Origin of the sequence: Dactylosporangium maewongense, assembly GCF_039531485.1 — a bacterium.
In the GTDB taxonomy this organism is placed as follows: Bacteria; Actinomycetota; Actinomycetes; order Mycobacteriales; family Micromonosporaceae; genus Dactylosporangium; species Dactylosporangium maewongense.
The window spans coordinates 49,582-66,162 of sequence record NZ_BAAAQD010000007.1; the positions used below are offsets into that span (position 1 = coordinate 49,582).

Annotated in this window: 13 protein-coding genes; 9 read left to right on the plus strand and 4 right to left on the minus strand. The window is 73.5% G+C overall.

The window, feature by feature from the left end; all coding sequences use genetic code 11:
* The first annotated feature begins 43 nt into the window (after positions 1 to 43).
* The 3 genes from ABD332_RS19000 (at position 44) to ABD332_RS19010 (ending at position 4,622) form a co-directional block, all read left to right on the plus strand.
* Positions 44 to 607 carry a sigma-70 family RNA polymerase sigma factor gene (locus tag ABD332_RS19000; protein ID WP_425552239.1) on the plus strand — a complete coding sequence of 188 codons (564 nt, stop codon included), beginning with the start codon at positions 44 to 46 and terminating at the stop codon, positions 605 to 607.
* A gap of 71 nt (positions 608 to 678) precedes the next feature.
* Positions 679 to 1,626, plus strand: a complete 948-nt coding sequence (locus ABD332_RS19005) for a hypothetical protein (RefSeq protein WP_344503308.1) — start codon at positions 679 to 681, stop codon at positions 1,624 to 1,626.
* An 89-nt stretch (positions 1,627 to 1,715) separates the two neighbouring features.
* Positions 1,716 to 4,622 (plus strand): RICIN domain-containing protein, encoded by a 2,907-nt coding sequence (locus ABD332_RS19010; protein WP_344503309.1) that lies wholly within the window; start codon positions 1,716 to 1,718, stop codon positions 4,620 to 4,622.
* Here ABD332_RS19010 and ABD332_RS19015 read toward each other — a convergent pair.
* Positions 4,619 to 5,518 (minus strand): pirin family protein, encoded by a 900-nt coding sequence (locus ABD332_RS19015; protein WP_344503310.1) that lies wholly within the window; start codon positions 5,516 to 5,518, stop codon positions 4,619 to 4,621. The two genes, ABD332_RS19010 and ABD332_RS19015, sit on opposite strands and share 4 nt — an antisense overlap.
* A gap of 68 nt (positions 5,519 to 5,586) precedes the next feature.
* Here ABD332_RS19015 and ABD332_RS19020 point away from each other — a divergent pair, with 68 nt between their 5' ends.
* On the plus strand, positions 5,587 to 6,141 hold the full coding sequence (locus ABD332_RS19020; protein ID WP_344503311.1) for a hypothetical protein: 555 nt from the start codon (positions 5,587 to 5,589) through the stop codon (positions 6,139 to 6,141).
* Here the strand turns inward: ABD332_RS19020 and ABD332_RS19025 are convergent.
* Positions 6,138 to 7,157 (minus strand): ROK family protein, encoded by a 1,020-nt coding sequence (locus tag ABD332_RS19025; protein WP_344503312.1) that lies wholly within the window; start codon positions 7,155 to 7,157, stop codon positions 6,138 to 6,140. The genes ABD332_RS19020 and ABD332_RS19025 overlap by 4 nt on opposite strands.
* A 96-nt stretch (positions 7,158 to 7,253) precedes the next feature.
* On the opposite strand from ABD332_RS19025, the gene ABD332_RS19030 reads away from it, so the two are divergent.
* From ABD332_RS19030 to ABD332_RS19050, 5 genes are all read left to right on the plus strand, one after another.
* On the plus strand, positions 7,254 to 8,633 hold the full coding sequence (locus ABD332_RS19030) for a hypothetical protein (protein ID WP_344503313.1): 1,380 nt from the start codon (positions 7,254 to 7,256) through the stop codon (positions 8,631 to 8,633).
* A gap of 132 nt (positions 8,634 to 8,765) precedes the next feature.
* Positions 8,766 to 11,036: a hypothetical protein gene (locus ABD332_RS19035; RefSeq protein WP_344503314.1), complete on the plus strand. Its 2,271-nt coding sequence runs from the start codon at positions 8,766 to 8,768 to the stop codon at positions 11,034 to 11,036.
* Complete coding sequence (locus ABD332_RS19040; RefSeq protein WP_344503315.1) at positions 11,033 to 12,145, plus strand: DegT/DnrJ/EryC1/StrS family aminotransferase; 1,113 nt, start codon at positions 11,033 to 11,035, stop codon at positions 12,143 to 12,145. The genes ABD332_RS19035 and ABD332_RS19040 overlap by 4 nt, the downstream gene beginning before the upstream one ends.
* Positions 12,133 to 13,098 (plus strand): glycosyltransferase family 2 protein, encoded by a 966-nt coding sequence (locus tag ABD332_RS19045; protein WP_344503316.1) that lies wholly within the window; start codon positions 12,133 to 12,135, stop codon positions 13,096 to 13,098. Before ABD332_RS19040 ends, ABD332_RS19045 begins: the two co-directional genes overlap by 13 nt.
* Positions 13,098 to 14,039, plus strand: coding sequence for a WxcM-like domain-containing protein (locus tag ABD332_RS19050; RefSeq protein WP_344503317.1), 942 nt, complete (start codon positions 13,098 to 13,100; stop codon positions 14,037 to 14,039). Before ABD332_RS19045 ends, ABD332_RS19050 begins: the two co-directional genes overlap by 1 nt.
* On the opposite strand, the gene ABD332_RS19055 is transcribed toward ABD332_RS19050, so the two are convergent.
* Both ABD332_RS19055 and ABD332_RS19060 read right to left on the minus strand, forming a co-directional pair.
* Complete coding sequence (locus ABD332_RS19055; protein WP_344503318.1) at positions 14,007 to 14,648, minus strand: response regulator transcription factor; 642 nt, start codon at positions 14,646 to 14,648, stop codon at positions 14,007 to 14,009. The genes ABD332_RS19050 and ABD332_RS19055 overlap by 33 nt on opposite strands.
* Positions 14,612 to 16,441 carry a sensor histidine kinase gene (locus ABD332_RS19060; RefSeq protein ID WP_344503319.1) on the minus strand — a complete coding sequence of 610 codons (1,830 nt, stop codon included), beginning with the start codon at positions 16,439 to 16,441 and terminating at the stop codon, positions 14,612 to 14,614. Before ABD332_RS19060 ends, ABD332_RS19055 begins: the two co-directional genes overlap by 37 nt.
* Between the last annotated feature and the right edge of the window lie 140 nt (positions 16,442 to 16,581).

The following is a 16,581-nucleotide window of genomic DNA, read 5'->3' on the forward strand; positions in this document are numbered from 1 at the left end:
GGCGGTGGGGGCGTTGGCGGGAAAGGGCGTTACGCTTCCTCGCGTGACTGGTGAGGCCGGCGTGGACGCAGCTGACCCGGCGTCGGACCCGGCGACGGCGGCGCTGCTGGCGGCCCGTGGCGGTGACCGGGGCGGGGCCGGGGCGTTCGTCCGGTTGACGCAGCCGGAGGTGTGGCGGTTCGTCGCCGCGCTGGTCGGGGTGGGGCATGCCGATGACGTGACGCAGGACACCTACCTGCGGGCGTTCCGGGCGTTGCCGGAGTTCGCCGGAAGGTCGAGCGCGCGCACGTGGGTGCTCGCGATCGCGCGGCGGGCGTGTGCCGACCATGTGCGGGCCGCGGTGCGGGGGCGGCGGCTCGAGGCGCGGGTCGCGGCGGAGCCGGAGGAGCTGGCCGGGGGCGACCACGCGGGACTGCACGCGGCCGCCGACCTGGTGGCGGGGTTGCCGGCGGAGCGGCGGGTGGCGTTCGTGCTGACGCAGGTGCTCGGGCTGTCGTATGCCGAAGCGGCCGAGATCGAAGACGTCCCCGTGGGCACGATCCGGTCCAGGGTCGCCCGTGCCCGCGCCGACCTGGTCGCCGCGATCGCCGCCGCCCGAGCCGGATGACACGCAGCACCAGTAAGGCCATGACACACAGCAACGGCAGGCAGAAGACGCGAACGGCGGCACGAGCGGCGGTGGCCGTGGTGCTGGGGGTCCTCGCCGCGCTCGGGTACGTCGCACCGGCCGGCGCGCACGGTGCCGACGCCCCTGCCGCCGTCGACTACGTGGTGCGCGTCGACTCGGTGTCCGAGCCGGGGGTCACCGTCCGGGCCGTCGAGGGCGGGGCCCGCCTGGAGCTGCGCAGCGCCTCGGACCGCACGGTCGTCGTGCTCGGCATGCAGGGCGAGCCGTTCCTCAGGATCTCCGGGAACGGGGTGGCCGAGAACCGGGGCTCCCCGACCTGGGCCGCCAGCCGCTCCCTGACCGGCACCGTCAAAGGCGCCGCGACCGCGGCGCCGCAGTGGCACCAGGTGTCCCGGCAGCGCACGGTGCGCTGGCACGACGAGCGGGCGCGGGAGCTGCCGGCCAGGGCGTGGAGCGTCCCCCTCGAGATCGACGGGACCACGCCCGGCATCATCCGCGGCGTCATCGCCAAGGCGGAGCCGCCGGCGACCGGCTGGTGGTGGTCCGGCGCGCTGCTCGCGGCGGTGGCGATCGGGTTGGCGACGCCCAGGTCACGGATCGCCCTGGCGGTCGTCGCCGGGGTGGCGGGCGCGGTCGTGGTGGCCTGGATCGTGGTGAGCGCGCAGCTGGCCACGTCGCCGGCCGAGAACCTCGGCACCCAGCTCCTGGCCAGGCTGTGGCCGCTGCTCACCGGCGTCGGGGTGCTCGCGGCGGCCGGGCTGCTGGCGCTGAGGAGGAGCGCCGCGAACCTCGTGGCCGCCATCGGCGGGGCGTGCCTCGCGGTGATGACCGGGTTCGCCGACGCGGGCGTGTTCAGCAACGGCGGCCTCGCCGGCCCCGGCTGGTCGAGGTGGGCGGTCGCCACCGCGCTCGCCGGCGGTCTCGGGCTGATGGCCGGCGGCGCGACGAGCTGGTACAGGACGCCGGTAAAAGACCGCACAAGCGAAGACGATAAGTAAACAAAATCAAACGGGTTCTTTCATAAAGGCGCGTTACTGCGCATAATCGGGCATCGATGTTCCCCGCCAGGAGCAAAGGAGTCCGGTCCATGGACCGCAGAACGTTCGTCGCGAGCGGTGTCGCCCTCACCGGCGGCGCGATCGCCCTGTCCACCGCAGTTGCCAGCCCCGCCGGCGCGGCGGTGCGCACGGCGAAAACCGTCACGCCCGGAGCCCGGGGCGGTCACTACTGGCCGAACCTCGCCCCGCTGAAGGCGACCGCGTTCCTGAAACTGCCACCGGGCGCGGTCCAGCCCCGCGGCTGGCTCCGCACACAGCTCAACATCGAGGCCGACGGTCTCTGCGGCCGGATGACCGAGGTGTCGGACTACCTGCAGTACTCCGGCAACGGCTGGGTCGACAAGACCAAGGGCGCCTGGGAGGAGCTGCCCTACTGGCTGCGCGGCTTCGGCGACCTCGGCTACGTCACCGGCAACACCCGGATCCTGACCCTGGCCCGCCAGTGGATCGACGGGATCATCGCCAACCAGGCCGCCGACGGCTTCTTCGGGCCGAACGCGCTACGGACGAGCCTGGAGGGTGGCCCGGACTTCTGGCCGCACATGCCGCTGCTGGACGCGATCCGCTCGCACGCCGAGTACAACGAGCGCAACGGCACGCCCGACAACCGGGTCAACACGTTCATGCGCAAGTACTTCCAGTTCCAGAACGCGCAGCCCGCCGCCGTGTTCAACCGCAGCTGGGCCGCCCTGCGCTGGGGCGACAACATCGACAGCGTGTACTGGCTGTTCAACCGTACCGGCGAGACCTGGCTGCTCGACCTGGTGCGGAAGATCCACGCCGGCTCCGCGGACTACACCAACGGCATCCCCAACTGGCACAACGTGAACCTGGCGCAGGGCTTCCGCGAGCCGGCGCAGTTCGGCCTGCTCGACCCGGACCCGAAGTTCCCCGCCGCCACGTACCGCGACTACGACACGGTCATGGGGCTGTACGGCAACTTCCCCGGTGGCGGGTTCGCCGGCGACGAGAACTGCCGCCCCGGGTACACCGACCCGCGCCAGGGCTTCGAGACCTGCGGGATCGTCGAGTTCATGCACAGCCACCAGATGCTCGCGCGGATGACGGGCGACTCGATCTGGCTGGACCGGTGCGAGGACCTCGCGTTCAACCTGCTGCCCGCCTCGCTCGACCCGGCGCAGCAGGGCATCCACTACATCACGTGCGCCAACAGCATCGGCCTGACGAACGCGACCCTGACCCAGGGCCAGTTCCAGAACGGCTTCCCGATGCTCGCCTACATGCTGGGCATCCACAACTACCGCTGCTGCCCGCACAACTACGGCATGGGCTGGCCGTACTACGCGCAGGAGCTGTGGTTCGCGACCTGGGACAAGGGCCTGTGCGCGGCGATGTACGGCAACTCGCAGGTGACCGCGAAGGTCGGCGCCAACGCCACCACGGTCACCGTCACCGAGGACACCGACTACCCGTTCAGCGACACGATCACGCTGACCATGGGCACCCCGGGTGCGGTGGCGTTCCCGCTGTACCTGCGGATCCCGAAGTGGAGCACCGGCGCGGTCGTGCGGGTGAACGGCACCGTGGTCACCGGCACGGTCGAGGCGGGCTCGTTCGTCATCGTCGACCAGACCTGGAACAACGGCGACAAGGTCACCGTCACGCTGCCGATGCGCACCACCGTGCGGACCTGGGCGAAGAACGGCAACGCGGTCAGCGTCGACAACGGCCCGCTGACGTTCTCGCTGTCGATCGCGGAGCGCTGGCAGCGCATCGGCGGCACCGACGCGTGGCCGACCAACGAGGTGTACGCGAACTCGCCGTGGAACTACGGCCTGCTCATCGACCCGGCGAACCCGCAGGTGACGGTGACCCGCAAGACGGGCCCGCTGGCGGCGAACCCGTTCACCCGCGACGGCGCGCCCATCTCGCTGAGCGTCACCGCCCGGAAGATCCCCAACTGGCAGGCGGACGCCGAGGGCGTGGTCCGCACGCTGCAGCAGAGCCCGGCCCGCTCCACCCAGCCGAACGAGACCGTGCAGCTGCTGCCGATGGGCGCGCAGCGGGTCAGGATCACCACGTTCCCGCGGGTCAGCGACGGCGCCGACGCGGTCGACTGGGTCATCCCGGCCACGCCGTCCGCGTCGTACTGCAACCCCGGCGACACCGTCGCGGCCCTCAACGACGGCAAGGTCCCGAGCAGCTCCGCCGACGGGAGCATCCCGCGGCTGACGTTCTGGAACCATCTGGGCACCAGCGAGTGGGCGCAGCTCACCTACTCCAGCGCGATCACCACCAACGCCGTGTCGGTGTACTGGTTCGACGACACCGGCACCGGCCAGTGCCGGGTCCCGCAGTCGTGGCAGGTGCAGTACCGCAACGCCGGCGGCGCCTGGGTCGCGGTGTCCGGCGCGTCGGCGGCCGGCACGGCGCTCAACACGTTCAACCGGGTCACCTTCACCAGCGTCACCACCACCGCGATCCGGGTCGTCGTGCAGCTCAAGGCCGGCGTCTCCGGCGGCATCCTGGAGATGCGGGTCGAGGGCAGCACCGCCCCGATCACCTGGAAGCGGATCCAGAACAAGAACAGCCTGAAGGTCCTCGGCGTCGACGGCATGTCGACGGCGAACAGCGCCAACGTCGTGCAGTTCGACGACAACGGCACCGCCGACCACAACTGGCGCCTCGTCGACGCCGGCGGCGGCTGGTTCAAGATCGTGAACCAGAACAGCGGCAAGATGCTCGCCGTGCAGAACATGTCGACGGCCAACTCGGCGCTCGTCCAGCAGTTCGAGGACAACGGCTCCGCCGACCACCTGTGGCGGCTGATCGACAACGGCGACGGCTGGGTGCGCATCCAGGTGCAGCACAGCATGAAGGTGCTCGGCGTCTCGGGCATGTCGACGGCCAACTCGGCGCAGGTCGTGCAGTTCGACGACAACGGCACCGCCGACCACCTGTGGCGGCTGCTCTAGCTCGCTCGCGCGCGCGGCCGGGGCAGCAGCCGGGTGGTGGGCAACGCGGGCGCCGGCAGCGGCTCCTGACCACCCGGCACGACCCCGAACCGTGACGATCCCGCCTGCCACTCGTCGCGCGCTTCCACGATCTCCTCGTGGGAGCGCGCGACGAAGTTCCACCACATGACCAGGTCCTCGTCGAGGGGCACGCCACCGACGAGGAACAGCCGCGCGCCGCCCTCCGACGCGAGGCGCAGCGACGAGCGGCCCTCGGGCAGGTGCAGCAGCGAGCCGGGCGGCACGTCGACCCCCTCGACCCGCGCGCCGCCGTCGGTGACGACCACCCCGTGCTCATAGGTCTGATCGACCGCGATTTCCGCCGGTGTACCGGCATCGAGGCGCACCTCGGCGCCGACCAGCTCGCTGTGCACCGCCGCCGGCGACGTGACCCCGCCCAGCGAACCGACCGCGACGGTCATCCGTACACCTGCCGCCTCCGCGACCGGGAGATCCTCCAGGTGCTCGAACCGGGGCTCCTGCCACCGCGCGCCGTCGGGCAGCGCCACCCACAGCTGCACCCCGTGCAGCAGCGGCGGCTTCTCGGTGGGGGAGTCCTCCGAGTGCGCGATGCCGCGCCCCGACGTCATGATGTTCAGCTCGCCGGGGCGGATCAGCACGTCGGAGCCGAGGCTGTCGCGGTGCCGGATCTCCCCGTCGAAGAGCCAGGTCACCGTCTGCAGCCCGATGTGCGGGTGCGGCGGGACCCGCATCCCCGGCTTCCCGGTGACCTCCTCGGGCCCGAAGTGGTCGAGGAAGCACCACGCGCCGACGGTCCGCCGGACCTTGTTGGGCAGCGTCCGCCGCACCACCGAGTAGCGGCCCAGCGGCACGTCCCGGCCTTCGAGGAGTTCCATGGTCCGATTCTCCCTCCGGCGCCCGGCGGCAACCACGGACGGGTAATTTGTCCGATGTGATGGCATTGGTGGTGGCGGTACTGGCGACGCTCGCCGCTGGTGCCGCCGTGTTCGTCGCCTTCCAGGCGCTGCGGGGCGTCCAGCGCGCGGTGGCCGGCGCCGCCGGCCTGCTCGCCGCGTATCGGCTGGCCGAGGCGCGCGCCGACGCCGAGCGGGTCTGCGCGTGGGCGGTCAGCGAGCGCGAGACGTTCGAGAAGATCATCACGCGGGGCGTGGTCGGCGCCGCGATCCGCAACGCCGGCCAGACGCCCGTCTACGACCTGGAGATCGTGTTCCGGGACCCGCCCGCCGCCTGGACGGCGATCAGAAGGGTCCGGATCGTGCCGCCGGCCGAGCAGCCCGAGGTGTACGCCGGGTTCGACGAGGAGAACACCGACGGGCCCGTCGAGCGGGACCGGATCAACGAGGACGGGACGATCCGGCTCGCCCCGTCCGCCGACATGCACGTCGAGCTGCGCTTCACCGACAGCCGGGGCCGCCGCTGGCAGCGCGACGACAAGGGCGTCCTCAACCAGGTCGGGGCCGACGTGGCCCGCGCGCCCGCCCCAGTGGAGCAGCTCTAGAGGCTCGCCGCCGCCGCGATCGCGGCGCCCCGGGCGCCCGCCATGTCGCGGTCCGGCACGAGGGCGAACGTGGCGACCGCCGCCTGCTCCTCGCGCAGCAGCGTGTATTCGCGCACCCGCGCCAGGAACCACTCGCGGAAGTGCGACGCGGCCTCGACGACGCCGCCGCCGACGAAGTAGCAGTCCGGGTCGGTGAAGTTCGCCGCGATCGTGAACAGCCGGCCCAGCCCCATCGCCTGCTGGTCGAAGATGCGCAGCGCCAGCTCGTCGCCCTGCTCGGCGAAGGACCGGACCTGCTTCGCGGCGGCCTTCATCGAGTCGGCCCGGTGCAGCGGGTGGTCCGGGAAGCGGGTCAGCCAGTACGGCAGCAGGTTGCGCACGATGCCGGTGAGGGAGCTGACGCTCTCCACGTCGCCCAGGAACCCGCAGCCGCACGACGGCAGCGGCTGCCCCTCCTCGAGCAGGCCGTGCATCGGGATGTGGACGTGGCCGAGCTCGCCGGCCATCCCGGCGGCGCCCTTGACCACGTTGCCCTGCTCGATCACGCCGCCGCCGAGCCCGGTGCCGACGATCGCGGACACCGACGACCGCTGCGTCGCGTCGGCGCCGAAGTGCACGTGGTGCGCGTAGAGGGCGGCGGCGTTGCCGTCGTTGTTGTAGACGACGGGCAGCCCGAGCCGCTGCTCCAGGGCCCCGCGGAAGTCGAAGCCCCACCAGGCCTGCTGGGAGAAGTTCGTCGAGCCCTTCGAGGAGATGACCCCGCCGGCGGTGGCCGGGCCGGGGGTGTCGAGGCCGACCGCCGCGACCCGCGACCGGTCGGTCTTCGTCACCGCGAGGATGTTGTCGAACGCGCCGGCGAGGGCCTCGACCGCGACCGCCGGCCCTTCCAGGACCCGGCTCGGGACCTCGACCAGGCCGTCGACCAGGAACGCCCCGTCGTGGGAGAGCACGGTGGCGTTGTTGGCGGTGCCGCCGTTGTCCAGGCCGACGACGACCCAGTCCTCTGCCGTGCCCATCGATCGTGCTCCTCACCGGGATCGAACGTCAGCGGCGAACACGGTACCGCACCCCGTGACCCGGCGGGCACCTCGATCGTTCGGATCCTCATGGCGGTGCTGGAGCGGCAAGGGCACCTCGTCAGGTGGTGGCCGGCGGCGGCGCTGCTCGCGGCGACCGTCGCGCAGGGGCCGGCCGCTGGGTTCGTCTACGACGCCGCCCACTACTTCGACGGCTCCCTCGCCATCTTCACCGGCGCGGACACGGTCCGGGTGGGCGACCTCGACTTCCGCGGCGCCCTGACACCGCTGGTCTACGCTCCTGCCGCGCTCGCCGAGCACCTGGTCACCGGCGCCGGCCGGTACGCCGTCCTGCTGGAGAACGCGCTGCTGGTCGCGCTCGTCGGCGGGTTCCTGCTGCCCCGGATCGCCGCCCGCCCGGCCGCCGTGTGGGTGTGCGCGCCGCTGACCTGGCTCGTCGCGGCGAGGTTCGCGCCGTTTCCACTGATGGACCTGCCCGCCGTCGCCGCCTTCCTGACCGCGGTGTGGTTGGCACTGCGACCCGACCCGCCGCGCTCCGACCCGCTGCGACCCGACCCGCCGCGGCCCGACCCGCTGCGCTCCGGCCTGCTGCGCTCCGGCCCGCTGCGGTTCGGCACGGCGTGGTGTCTGGGGCTCGCCGGGGTGGCCGCCGGCGCGACGGTCAACCTGCGGCCCGCCTACCTGCTGCCCCTGGCCGCGCTCGGCGGGATCGTCGTGGCGACCCGCCGGCGGTCGGCGCTGTGGTTCGCGGCCGGGGTGGTCGCCGGGTCGCTGCCGCAGGTGGCGTTCAACGCGCTGCGCGGATCGGTGCCGGGGCCGACGCCGCCGGGCACGGCGGACCTCGCCGGGTTCCAGGCAGGCTACGCGTCGTACATCGTGCGCTACGACACGATCGAACCGGCGGTGGGGGCACCGCAACAGTTCTACTGCGACCCGTCGATGGCGGCGGCGGTCGACGGGCGCCTGGCCGCCTCGACCGGCGGACTGGTCCGGGCGCTGCTGACGAACCTTCCGGAGTCGGCGCTGTTCCTCGCGGAGAAGGTCGCCGCCGCCCTGGCGTGGTCGTGGTCGACGCCGTACAGCGCCGCCGCGAGCGCCGAGCACTACGAGCTGACGGTGCCGGTCGTGCTGATCGTCGCCACCGGGATCGTCGCCGCGTGCCGCACTCCGGGGGCGCGGACCCTCGCGATCCTCGCCGCGGGTGTCTGCGCGTCGCTGATGACGTCGGCCACCGAGACCCGCTTCGCGCTGCCCCTCGTGCTGCTCGCGGTGGCCGGCTGCGCGCTGGTGACCGGCCCGGCCGGGGTCGCAGGCGAGACGCGCCCGAGGGTCATCCGGTTCGTGGCGGTCGTGCTGGTCCTGGCGGCCGCCGTGGCCGCCGTGGCGGCCCTGGGGGTCGCGCACCCGCTGCCGCCCGGGCCGGCGACCCCGGCGGTGTGCGCCGCGAACGGGTGAAACGGCGCGACGCGCCCGGCGCCCGCCGCGTTGGGCGGTGCAGTGACCACGACATTGGACGCGATACGTGACCCGGCCGCAGGTCCGGACGAGCCATCCGCGACCCCCGGCCGCAGGCCGCGCGGCGCCGCTTTGGCGTCCTTGCTCCCGCTCGCCGCCGGCCTCACCGGGATCGCGTTCACGCTGCGGTTCTACGGGGTGGCGCTGCCCACCACGCTCGCGTTCGCCGGCTGGCTCACCGCCGGGGTCGTGCTGCCCGGCCTGCTGCTGTGGCGGACGCTGCTGGGCCGGTCCGGCTGGCTCGTCGCCGACGTCGTCGCCGGCGCCGCGGTCGGCTACGTCGCCGAGGTCCTCACGTACGTCGCCGCCCGCGCCGCCGGGGTGCCGCTGCTGGTGCTCGCCTGGCCCGCCGGGATGATCGGCGCGTCCCTGCTCGTGCCGCGGCTGCGCAAGGCCTGGCGCGGCTCCGGGGAGCGCGCCCCCGCGCTGTGGTCCTGGTCGATGCTGGCCGTCGTCGGCCTGTTCTGCCTGCGGAGCGTCCGCATGTTCCGCTCACACGGCCTCGGCTGGCCCGTCAGCGGCCCGCTCGACGCCGACACCCCGTTCCACCTGGCGCTCATCGCCGAGGCGAAGCAGCACATGCCGATGCAGGCGCCCTGGGTGTCCGGTGAGCCGCTCGTCTACCACTGGTTCGTCTACCCGGAGATGGCCGCCACCAGCTGGGTGACCGGCATCGACCCGCTCGCGCTGCTGGTCCGGCTCACCCCGCTGCCGATGTTCGCCGGGACGCTGCTGCTCGTCGCGGTCCTCGCCCGGCGGATCGCCGGCCGCTGGTGGACCGGCCCGGCCGCGGCCGTCGTCACGATGCTCGTCCTCGCCCCCGACCCGTACGGCTGGCCGCACCCCGACGGCTGGTTCGGCTTCGGGCCCTACGAGGACGGCTCCGTCTACCGCCTGATCGCCTGGACCAGCCCGACGCAGACGTTCGGCGCCCTGCTCTTCGCCGCCGCCGTCCTGCTCCTGCTCGGCATCCTCGACGGCGCTGAAGATGTCGAGCAGGGCGGCTCCGCCAAGGGCCGGTGGGCGCTGTTCGTGCTGCTGCTCGCCGGGCTCGCCGGGGCGAAGGCGCCGTACCTGCCGCTGCTCACCGGCGCGCTCGTCCTCGTCGTCGCCGTCCAGCTCGCCGCCCGCCGCGGCCTGCACCGGCCGGCGCTGCTCGCGGCCGTCGTGACCGGCGTGCTCACCGTCGCATCGACGGTCCTGCTGTACGGCGGCGGCGCCAACCAGAGCCTCGTCGTCGAGCCCCTGGCGACCATGAGCGGCTTCGCGACCGTCGCCGGCACCTGGACCGGCTACACCGGCCCCGGCACCCCGGCGGCGCACGCCTGGGTCGCCGCCGGGATCACCGTCCTGTGCTGGCTGTTCATCTGGGGCGGCGGCCTCGCCCTCGGCCGGCGGGTCCTGGACGCGCCGGTCCTGCTGCTCGCCGCGATCGGCGCCGAAGGCATGGCCGGCGTGCTGCTGTTCGGGCACCCCGGCGGCTCCCAGTCCTACCTGATCGTGTCCGCCCGGCCGTACCTCGCGCTCGCCGCCGTCGCCGGGCTCGCCGCGGTCGTCGGGACGATGACCTGGGCGCGCGGCGGGCTCCTCGCGCTCGCCGCGGTGGCCGGCACCACGGTCGTCCTCCTGCTGCGCACCGTCGACGGCACCCGGCCGGCGGGGGACCGGCTCGGGTGGGAGCTCGGCCGCCCGTACGTCGTCCTCGCCGCCCTCGCCGTCGTGGTCGTCGCCGCCGCGCTGATCCGCCGCGACGGGCGGATCCTGGCGGTGGCGATCGCGATGTGCGCCGGGTTCGGGCTGCCCACCGCCTACGACCAGACCGCCGCCGTCGTCACCGACACCGCCCGGGGCGGCTGGCGCGCCGTCCCCCTCTCCGAGCAGGTCGCGCCCGACGGCCGTACCAGCGCCATCGACCGCGACACGTGGAACGCCGGCCGCTGGTTGCGGCGCCACGCCGCGCCCGGCGACCTGCTCGCCACCAACGCGCACTGTTTCGGGGTGACACCCGCCGGCGGCATGTGCGACAACCGGCGGTTCGCCCTCGCCGCGGCGAGCGGCCACCGGGTCCTCGTCGAGGGCTGGGGCTTCACCAACAGCACGTACGAGCGTGCCGCCGCCGACGGGGTGCTGCCCTGGTTCGCCGCCTTCTGGGACCCCGCGCGGCTCGCCGGGAACGACGCCGCGTTCACCGACCCCGGCCCCGCGACGATCGGGGTCCTCCGCGACCGGTACCAGGTCCGCTGGCTGGTCGCCGACACCACCGCCGGACCGGTCGGCGACCTGGGCGCGCACGCCCAGGAGCGGTTCCGGGCCGGACAGCTCACGGTCTATGAGGTGACATGAACGATCTCGCCGCCCACCACGCGCCGCTCGCCGGCGCCCTCACCGACGCCGTCCGGCGGGTCATCGACAGCGGGTGGTTCGTCCTCGGCCGGGAGGTCGCCGGGTTCGAGGAGGCGTTCGCCGCCTACTGCGGGGTCCCGCACGCCGTCGGCGTCGCCAACGGCACCGACGCGATCGAGCTCGCCCTCGCCGGGGTCGGCATCGGCCGCGGCGACCGGGTCGCCCTCGTCGCCAACGCCGGCGGCTACGGCACCACCGCGCTGCTCGCCCTCGGCGCCGAACCCGTCTACGTGGACGTCGACGAGGACACCGCCACCCTCGACCCGGCGCTGCTGGACCGGGAGACGTTCGACGCGGTCCTCGTCACGCACCTGTACGGCCGGCTCGCCGACCTGCCCGCGATCCTGGAGGTCGCCGCCCGGCACGGCGCGCCCGTGGTCGAGGACTGCGCGCAGGCCCACGGCGCGTCCCGGGACGGCAGGCGCGCCGGCTCGTGGGGCGACGCGGCCGCGTTCAGCTTCTACCCGACGAAGAACCTCGGCGCGCTCGGCGACGGCGGCGCCGTCGTCACCGCCTCCGCCGGCGTGGCCGAGCGGGTGCGGCGGCTGCGGCAGTACGGCTGGGACCGCAAGTACCACCAGGTGACCGGCCCGGCCCGCAACAGCCGCCTCGACGAGGTGCAGGCCGCGGTCCTGTCGGTGAAGCTGCCGCACCTGGACGGCTGGAACGCCGCGCGGGTCGCGGTCGCCGCCCGGTACCGCGCCGCGATCCGGCACCCGAAGCTGACCCTGCCGGAGGTGGACGCGCCAGGACACGTCGGCCACCTGTACGTGCTGCGCTGCGCCGACCGGGACGCGCTGTCGGCGCACCTGCGCGCGCACGGCGTGGCGCACGACGTGCACTACCCGCTGCCCGACCACCGCCAGCCGGTGCACGGCGACCGGTTCGCCGGGCTCGAGCTGCCGGCCACCGAGCGGCTGTGCGCCGAGGTGCTGAGCCTGCCGTGTCACCCGGAGCTGCCGGCCGAGCAGGTCGACCGGGTCGCCGCCGCCGTGAACGCGTTCGGCGCCGGCACCGAGAACTGGAAGGGCCAGCCGTGTACTCCCTGATCATCCCCGTGTACCGCAACGAGGGCACCATCCACGACCTGCTCGCCGCGGTCGGCGACCTGCACGACGCGCTGGGCGGTGCGCTCGAGGCGGTCTTCGTCGTCGACGGCAGCCCCGACCGGTCCGCGGAGCTGCTGCAGTCGCTGCTGCCCGCGCAACGGTTCCCGGCGCGGCTGGTGCTGCTGTCGCGCAACTTCGGGTCGTTCGCCGCGATCCGGGTCGGCCTGCAGCACGCCACCGGCGAGTACTTCGCCGTCATGGCCGCCGACCTGCAGGAGCCGCCGGAGCTCGCGTTGCAGTTCTTCCGGACCCTCGCGACCGACGAGTTCGACGTCGTCGTCGGCACCCGCGAGGGCCGCGCCGACCCGCTCGGCGGCAGGATCGCGTCGAAGCTGTTCTGGGGCCTGTACCGGCGGATGGTCGTGCGCGAGATGCCCAGCGGCGGCGTCGACATGTTCGGCTGCAACCAGGCGTTCCGCGACTGCCTGCTGGCCTGCGAGGAGGCGAACACGTCGCTCGTCGCGATGCTGTTCTGGCTCGGGTTCCGCCGCAAGCAGGTCGCCTACACCCGGCGCGCCCGCATGAGCGGCAGCTCCGGCTGGACGCTGCGCAAGAAGGTCACGTACCTGATGGACAGCGTCTTCGCGTTCACCGACCTGCCGGTGCGGCTGCTGATGGCGGCCGGGGTGCTGGGGCTGCTGGTGTCGGTGGTGCTCGGCGCGGTCGTGCTGTCCGCGCGTCTCGCCGGCCTGTTCGACGTGCCCGGCTACGCCGCCACGATCCTCGTCGTGCTGTTCTTCGGCGGCGTGAACGCGCTCGGCCTCGGCGTCGTCGGCTCATACGCGTGGCGCGGCTACGAGAACACGAAACGCCGCCCCCTCGCCGTCGTGGCGTGGGAGCTGCAGTACGCGGGCGCGCAGAAGATCGTGGTCCGGCAGGGAGGACAGCGCTGATGTCGTACTTCACCCACCCCAACGCCCTGTGCGAGAGCACCGCCATCGGCGACGGCACCCGCATCTGGGCGTTCGCGCACGTGCTGCCGGGCGCGCGGATCGGCGCCGACTGCAACATCTGCGACGGGGTGTTCGTCGAGAACGACGTCGTCGTCGGCGACCGGGTCACCGTCAAGTGCGGCGTGCAGCTGTGGGACGGCGTGGCCCTGGAGGACGACGTGTTCGTCGGCCCCAACGTCACGTTCACCAACGACCGGATGCCGCGCAGCCGCCAGTACCCGGAGGCCTTCGCCCGCACGACGGTCGAGACCGGCGCGTCGATCGGCGCGAACGCCTCGATCCTGCCGGGGGTCACCATCGGCCGGCACGCGATGGTCGGCGCCGGCGCCGTCGTCACGCGGTCGGTGCCGCCGTACGCGATCGTCGTCGGCAACCCGGCGCGGCTCACCGGCTACGTCGACGCCGCGCCGGTGCCGGCGGAGCCGCACGACACCCAGACCGGCGAGCGGGTCAACTCGACCAAGGTCCGCGGGGTCACCGTGCACCGCCTCGACTACGTGCACGACCTGCGCGGCGACCTGTCGGTGGGGGAGTTCGAGCGGGACATCCCGTTCCCGGTGAAGCGCTACTTCATCGTCTTCGATGTGCCGAACGAGAAGGTCCGCGGCCAGCACGCGCACCGCGAGTGCCACCAGTTCCTGATCTGCGTGAAGGGCCGCTGCAGCGTCGTCGCCGACGACGGCGTCGTCCGGCAGGAGTTCCTCCTGGACAGCCCCGCGACCGGCCTGTACCTGCCGCCGATGACCTGGGCGACGCAGTTCCGCTACTCGCCGGACGCGGCGCTGCTGGTCTTCGCGTCGCACTACTACGACGCGGCCGACTACATCCGCGACCACGCGGAGTTCGTCTCAGCCGCTCTGCAGGTGAGCGAGCACGGCTAGGACCCGCCGGTTGTCGTCGTCGGACACCGGCAGGTCGAGCTTGGCGAAGATGCTGGCGATGTGCTTGCCGACGGCGCTGTCGCTGAGGAACAGCTGCTTGCCGATCGCGGCGTTGGAGCGGCCCTCCGCCATCAGCGTCAACACCTCCCGCTCCCGCGGCGTCAGCGTGCCCGTCGCCGGCGACGGCCGGGCGACGAGCTTCGCGATGACCGTCGGGTCCATCACGGTCCCGCCGGCGGCGACCCGGCGGACCGCGTCGACGAACTGGTCGGCGTTGAACACGCGGTCCTTCAGCAGGTACCCGACCGCGCCGGTGCCGTCGGCGAGCAGCTCCCGCGCGTACAGCTGCTCCACGTGCTGCGACAGCACCAGCACCGGCAGGCCCGGCACCTCCCGGCGGGCGGCGAGCGCCGCCTGCAGCCCCTCGTCGGTGAAGCTCGGCGGCAGCCGCACGTCGACGACCGCGACGTCCGGGCGGTGCTCCAGCAGCGCCGCGAGCAGCGCCGGGCCGGTGTCGACGGCGGCGACGACCTCGAAACCGTGGCTCTGCAGCAGCAGGACCATGCCGTCCCTCAGCAGGTAGAGGTCTTCGGCGAGGACAACACGCACGGCAGCTCCAGCGTCGCGACGGTCGGCCCGCCGGGTGGGCTGTGCAGGGCCAGGGTCCCGTCGAAGGTACCCAACCGGCGTTCGATGCCGCGCAGGCCGGTGCCCCGCGACGGGTCCGCGCCGCCGGTGCCGTCGTCGGTGACCACGACCCGCAGCAGCCCGTGCTCGTGGCCCAGGTCCACGGTGACCTTCGCGGCGCCGCCGTGCCGGGTCGCGTTCGCGATCAGCTCGCTGACCGCGAAGTAGGCGGCCGACTCCACCGGCGCCGGCGGCCGGCCCGGCAGCGTCCCGGTGACGGTCACGTCGGCGGCCGTGTCGGTGCTGAGGTCCAGGGCGAGGGCCCGCACCGCGTCGGCGAGGCCGCGCTCCGACAGCACCGGCGGGTGGATGCCGCGGACCAGGTCCCGCAGCTCCTCCAGGGCCGCCGCCGCGGTCTCCTTCGTCTGCTTGACGAGGCGCCTGGCGGCGGCCGGGTCGGTGTCCATGAGCCGTTCGATCGCGCCGAGGGTGAGGCCGACCGCGATCAGCCGCGCCTGCGCGCCGTCGTGCAGGTCCCGCTCGATCCGGCGGACCTCGGCGGCCTGCGCGTCGACGGCGTCCGCACGGCTGCGCGTGAGCTGCTCCACCCGGCGGCGCAGCGCCGCCTCGCGGGTCGGGCGCAGCAGCAGCGCCGTCCACCGCGCGTGGACGGTGACGAGCTGCCCGGCGGTGACGAGCGCGACCGCGACGAGGCACACCCCAATGATCAGGCCGGCGGTCCGGTCGCCGTCCCACGCGCCGTACCAGGCGGACCACTCCGCGTCGAACACGGTCGTCCACAGCCACGGCAGCGCCAGCCCGAACGCGCCGTAGACCCCGGCGGCGACCGGCGGCCCGAGCAGCACGACGGTGACGACCGGGTCGACGGCCAGCCACACCAGGTCCCGCCACGACGCGACGTCGTGCCACAACCACAGCCAGCGGGCGTTGAACCCGGCCATCGACTCGGTCTTGTACAGGTTGTTGCGCACCTGCAGCATCCCGTCGGGGCGCCGGTGCGGGCGCAGCTCCGGCTCGTACGGGCGCGGCACCTCCACTCCGCCCCACTGCGCGAACTGCCGGCGCAGGTTCGCCATCCAGCGGAAGTGCGAGACCGCGACGGGGATCGTGAAGATGAACCCGAGACCGAAACCGAGCGTGAAGCAGGCGAGGCTGAACGCCAGCAGCACCACCTCGAGCGCGGCGCAGCACACCAGCAGCCCGGCCCGCCCCCACGCCAGGAGCCGTCGCTGGGTCCGCGCACCGCGGGTCAGCTTCCTGGCCGCCCGGGCCGGGTCCATCGGCGTCAGCATCCACGCCGACCACACCCCCACGGCGCGGACCGTCCACGGCGCCACCAGCAGCCCCACCGGCACGAGCGCGACGACGACGAACGGGAACAGCAGCTGCCACGTCAGGTCCCGCTTCGTCGCCGGGTCCTTCATCAGCCAGTCGAGGCGCTGGAAGAACCTCGGGAAGCGCGGCGTCTTGTAGAGGGTCGCGTCGTGCCGGTACATGCCGTCGGCGTCCGGCTCCGGGTCCGCCGGCGGCGGCCGGTACGGCTCCGGCACCGCCCGCCCGGTCCACGCGGCGAACATCGCCCGCCACCGGTTGGTCAGGCGCCGCCCGTACAGCACGGGCGGCGGGATCAGGAAGACCAGGCCCAGCAGGACCCCGGGGAACAGCATCACCAGCGACAGCAGGAACTGCACGAACACGACGACGGCGACACCCAGCAGCACCCCGCTGCGCGTCACACCTCTCACCCAGGTCATGCCGCCCAGTCTCGTGTCACGGTCCGCCTCCCACATCGGCCCTGGCCGCCGTCTCCGGGGTGGGGCTAGGTGCACCCCCGTCCGGTGCCCAGCGTCATTCTGCCCGCCCGCCCGCTTCCGCACGATCGACGGCATGGCAG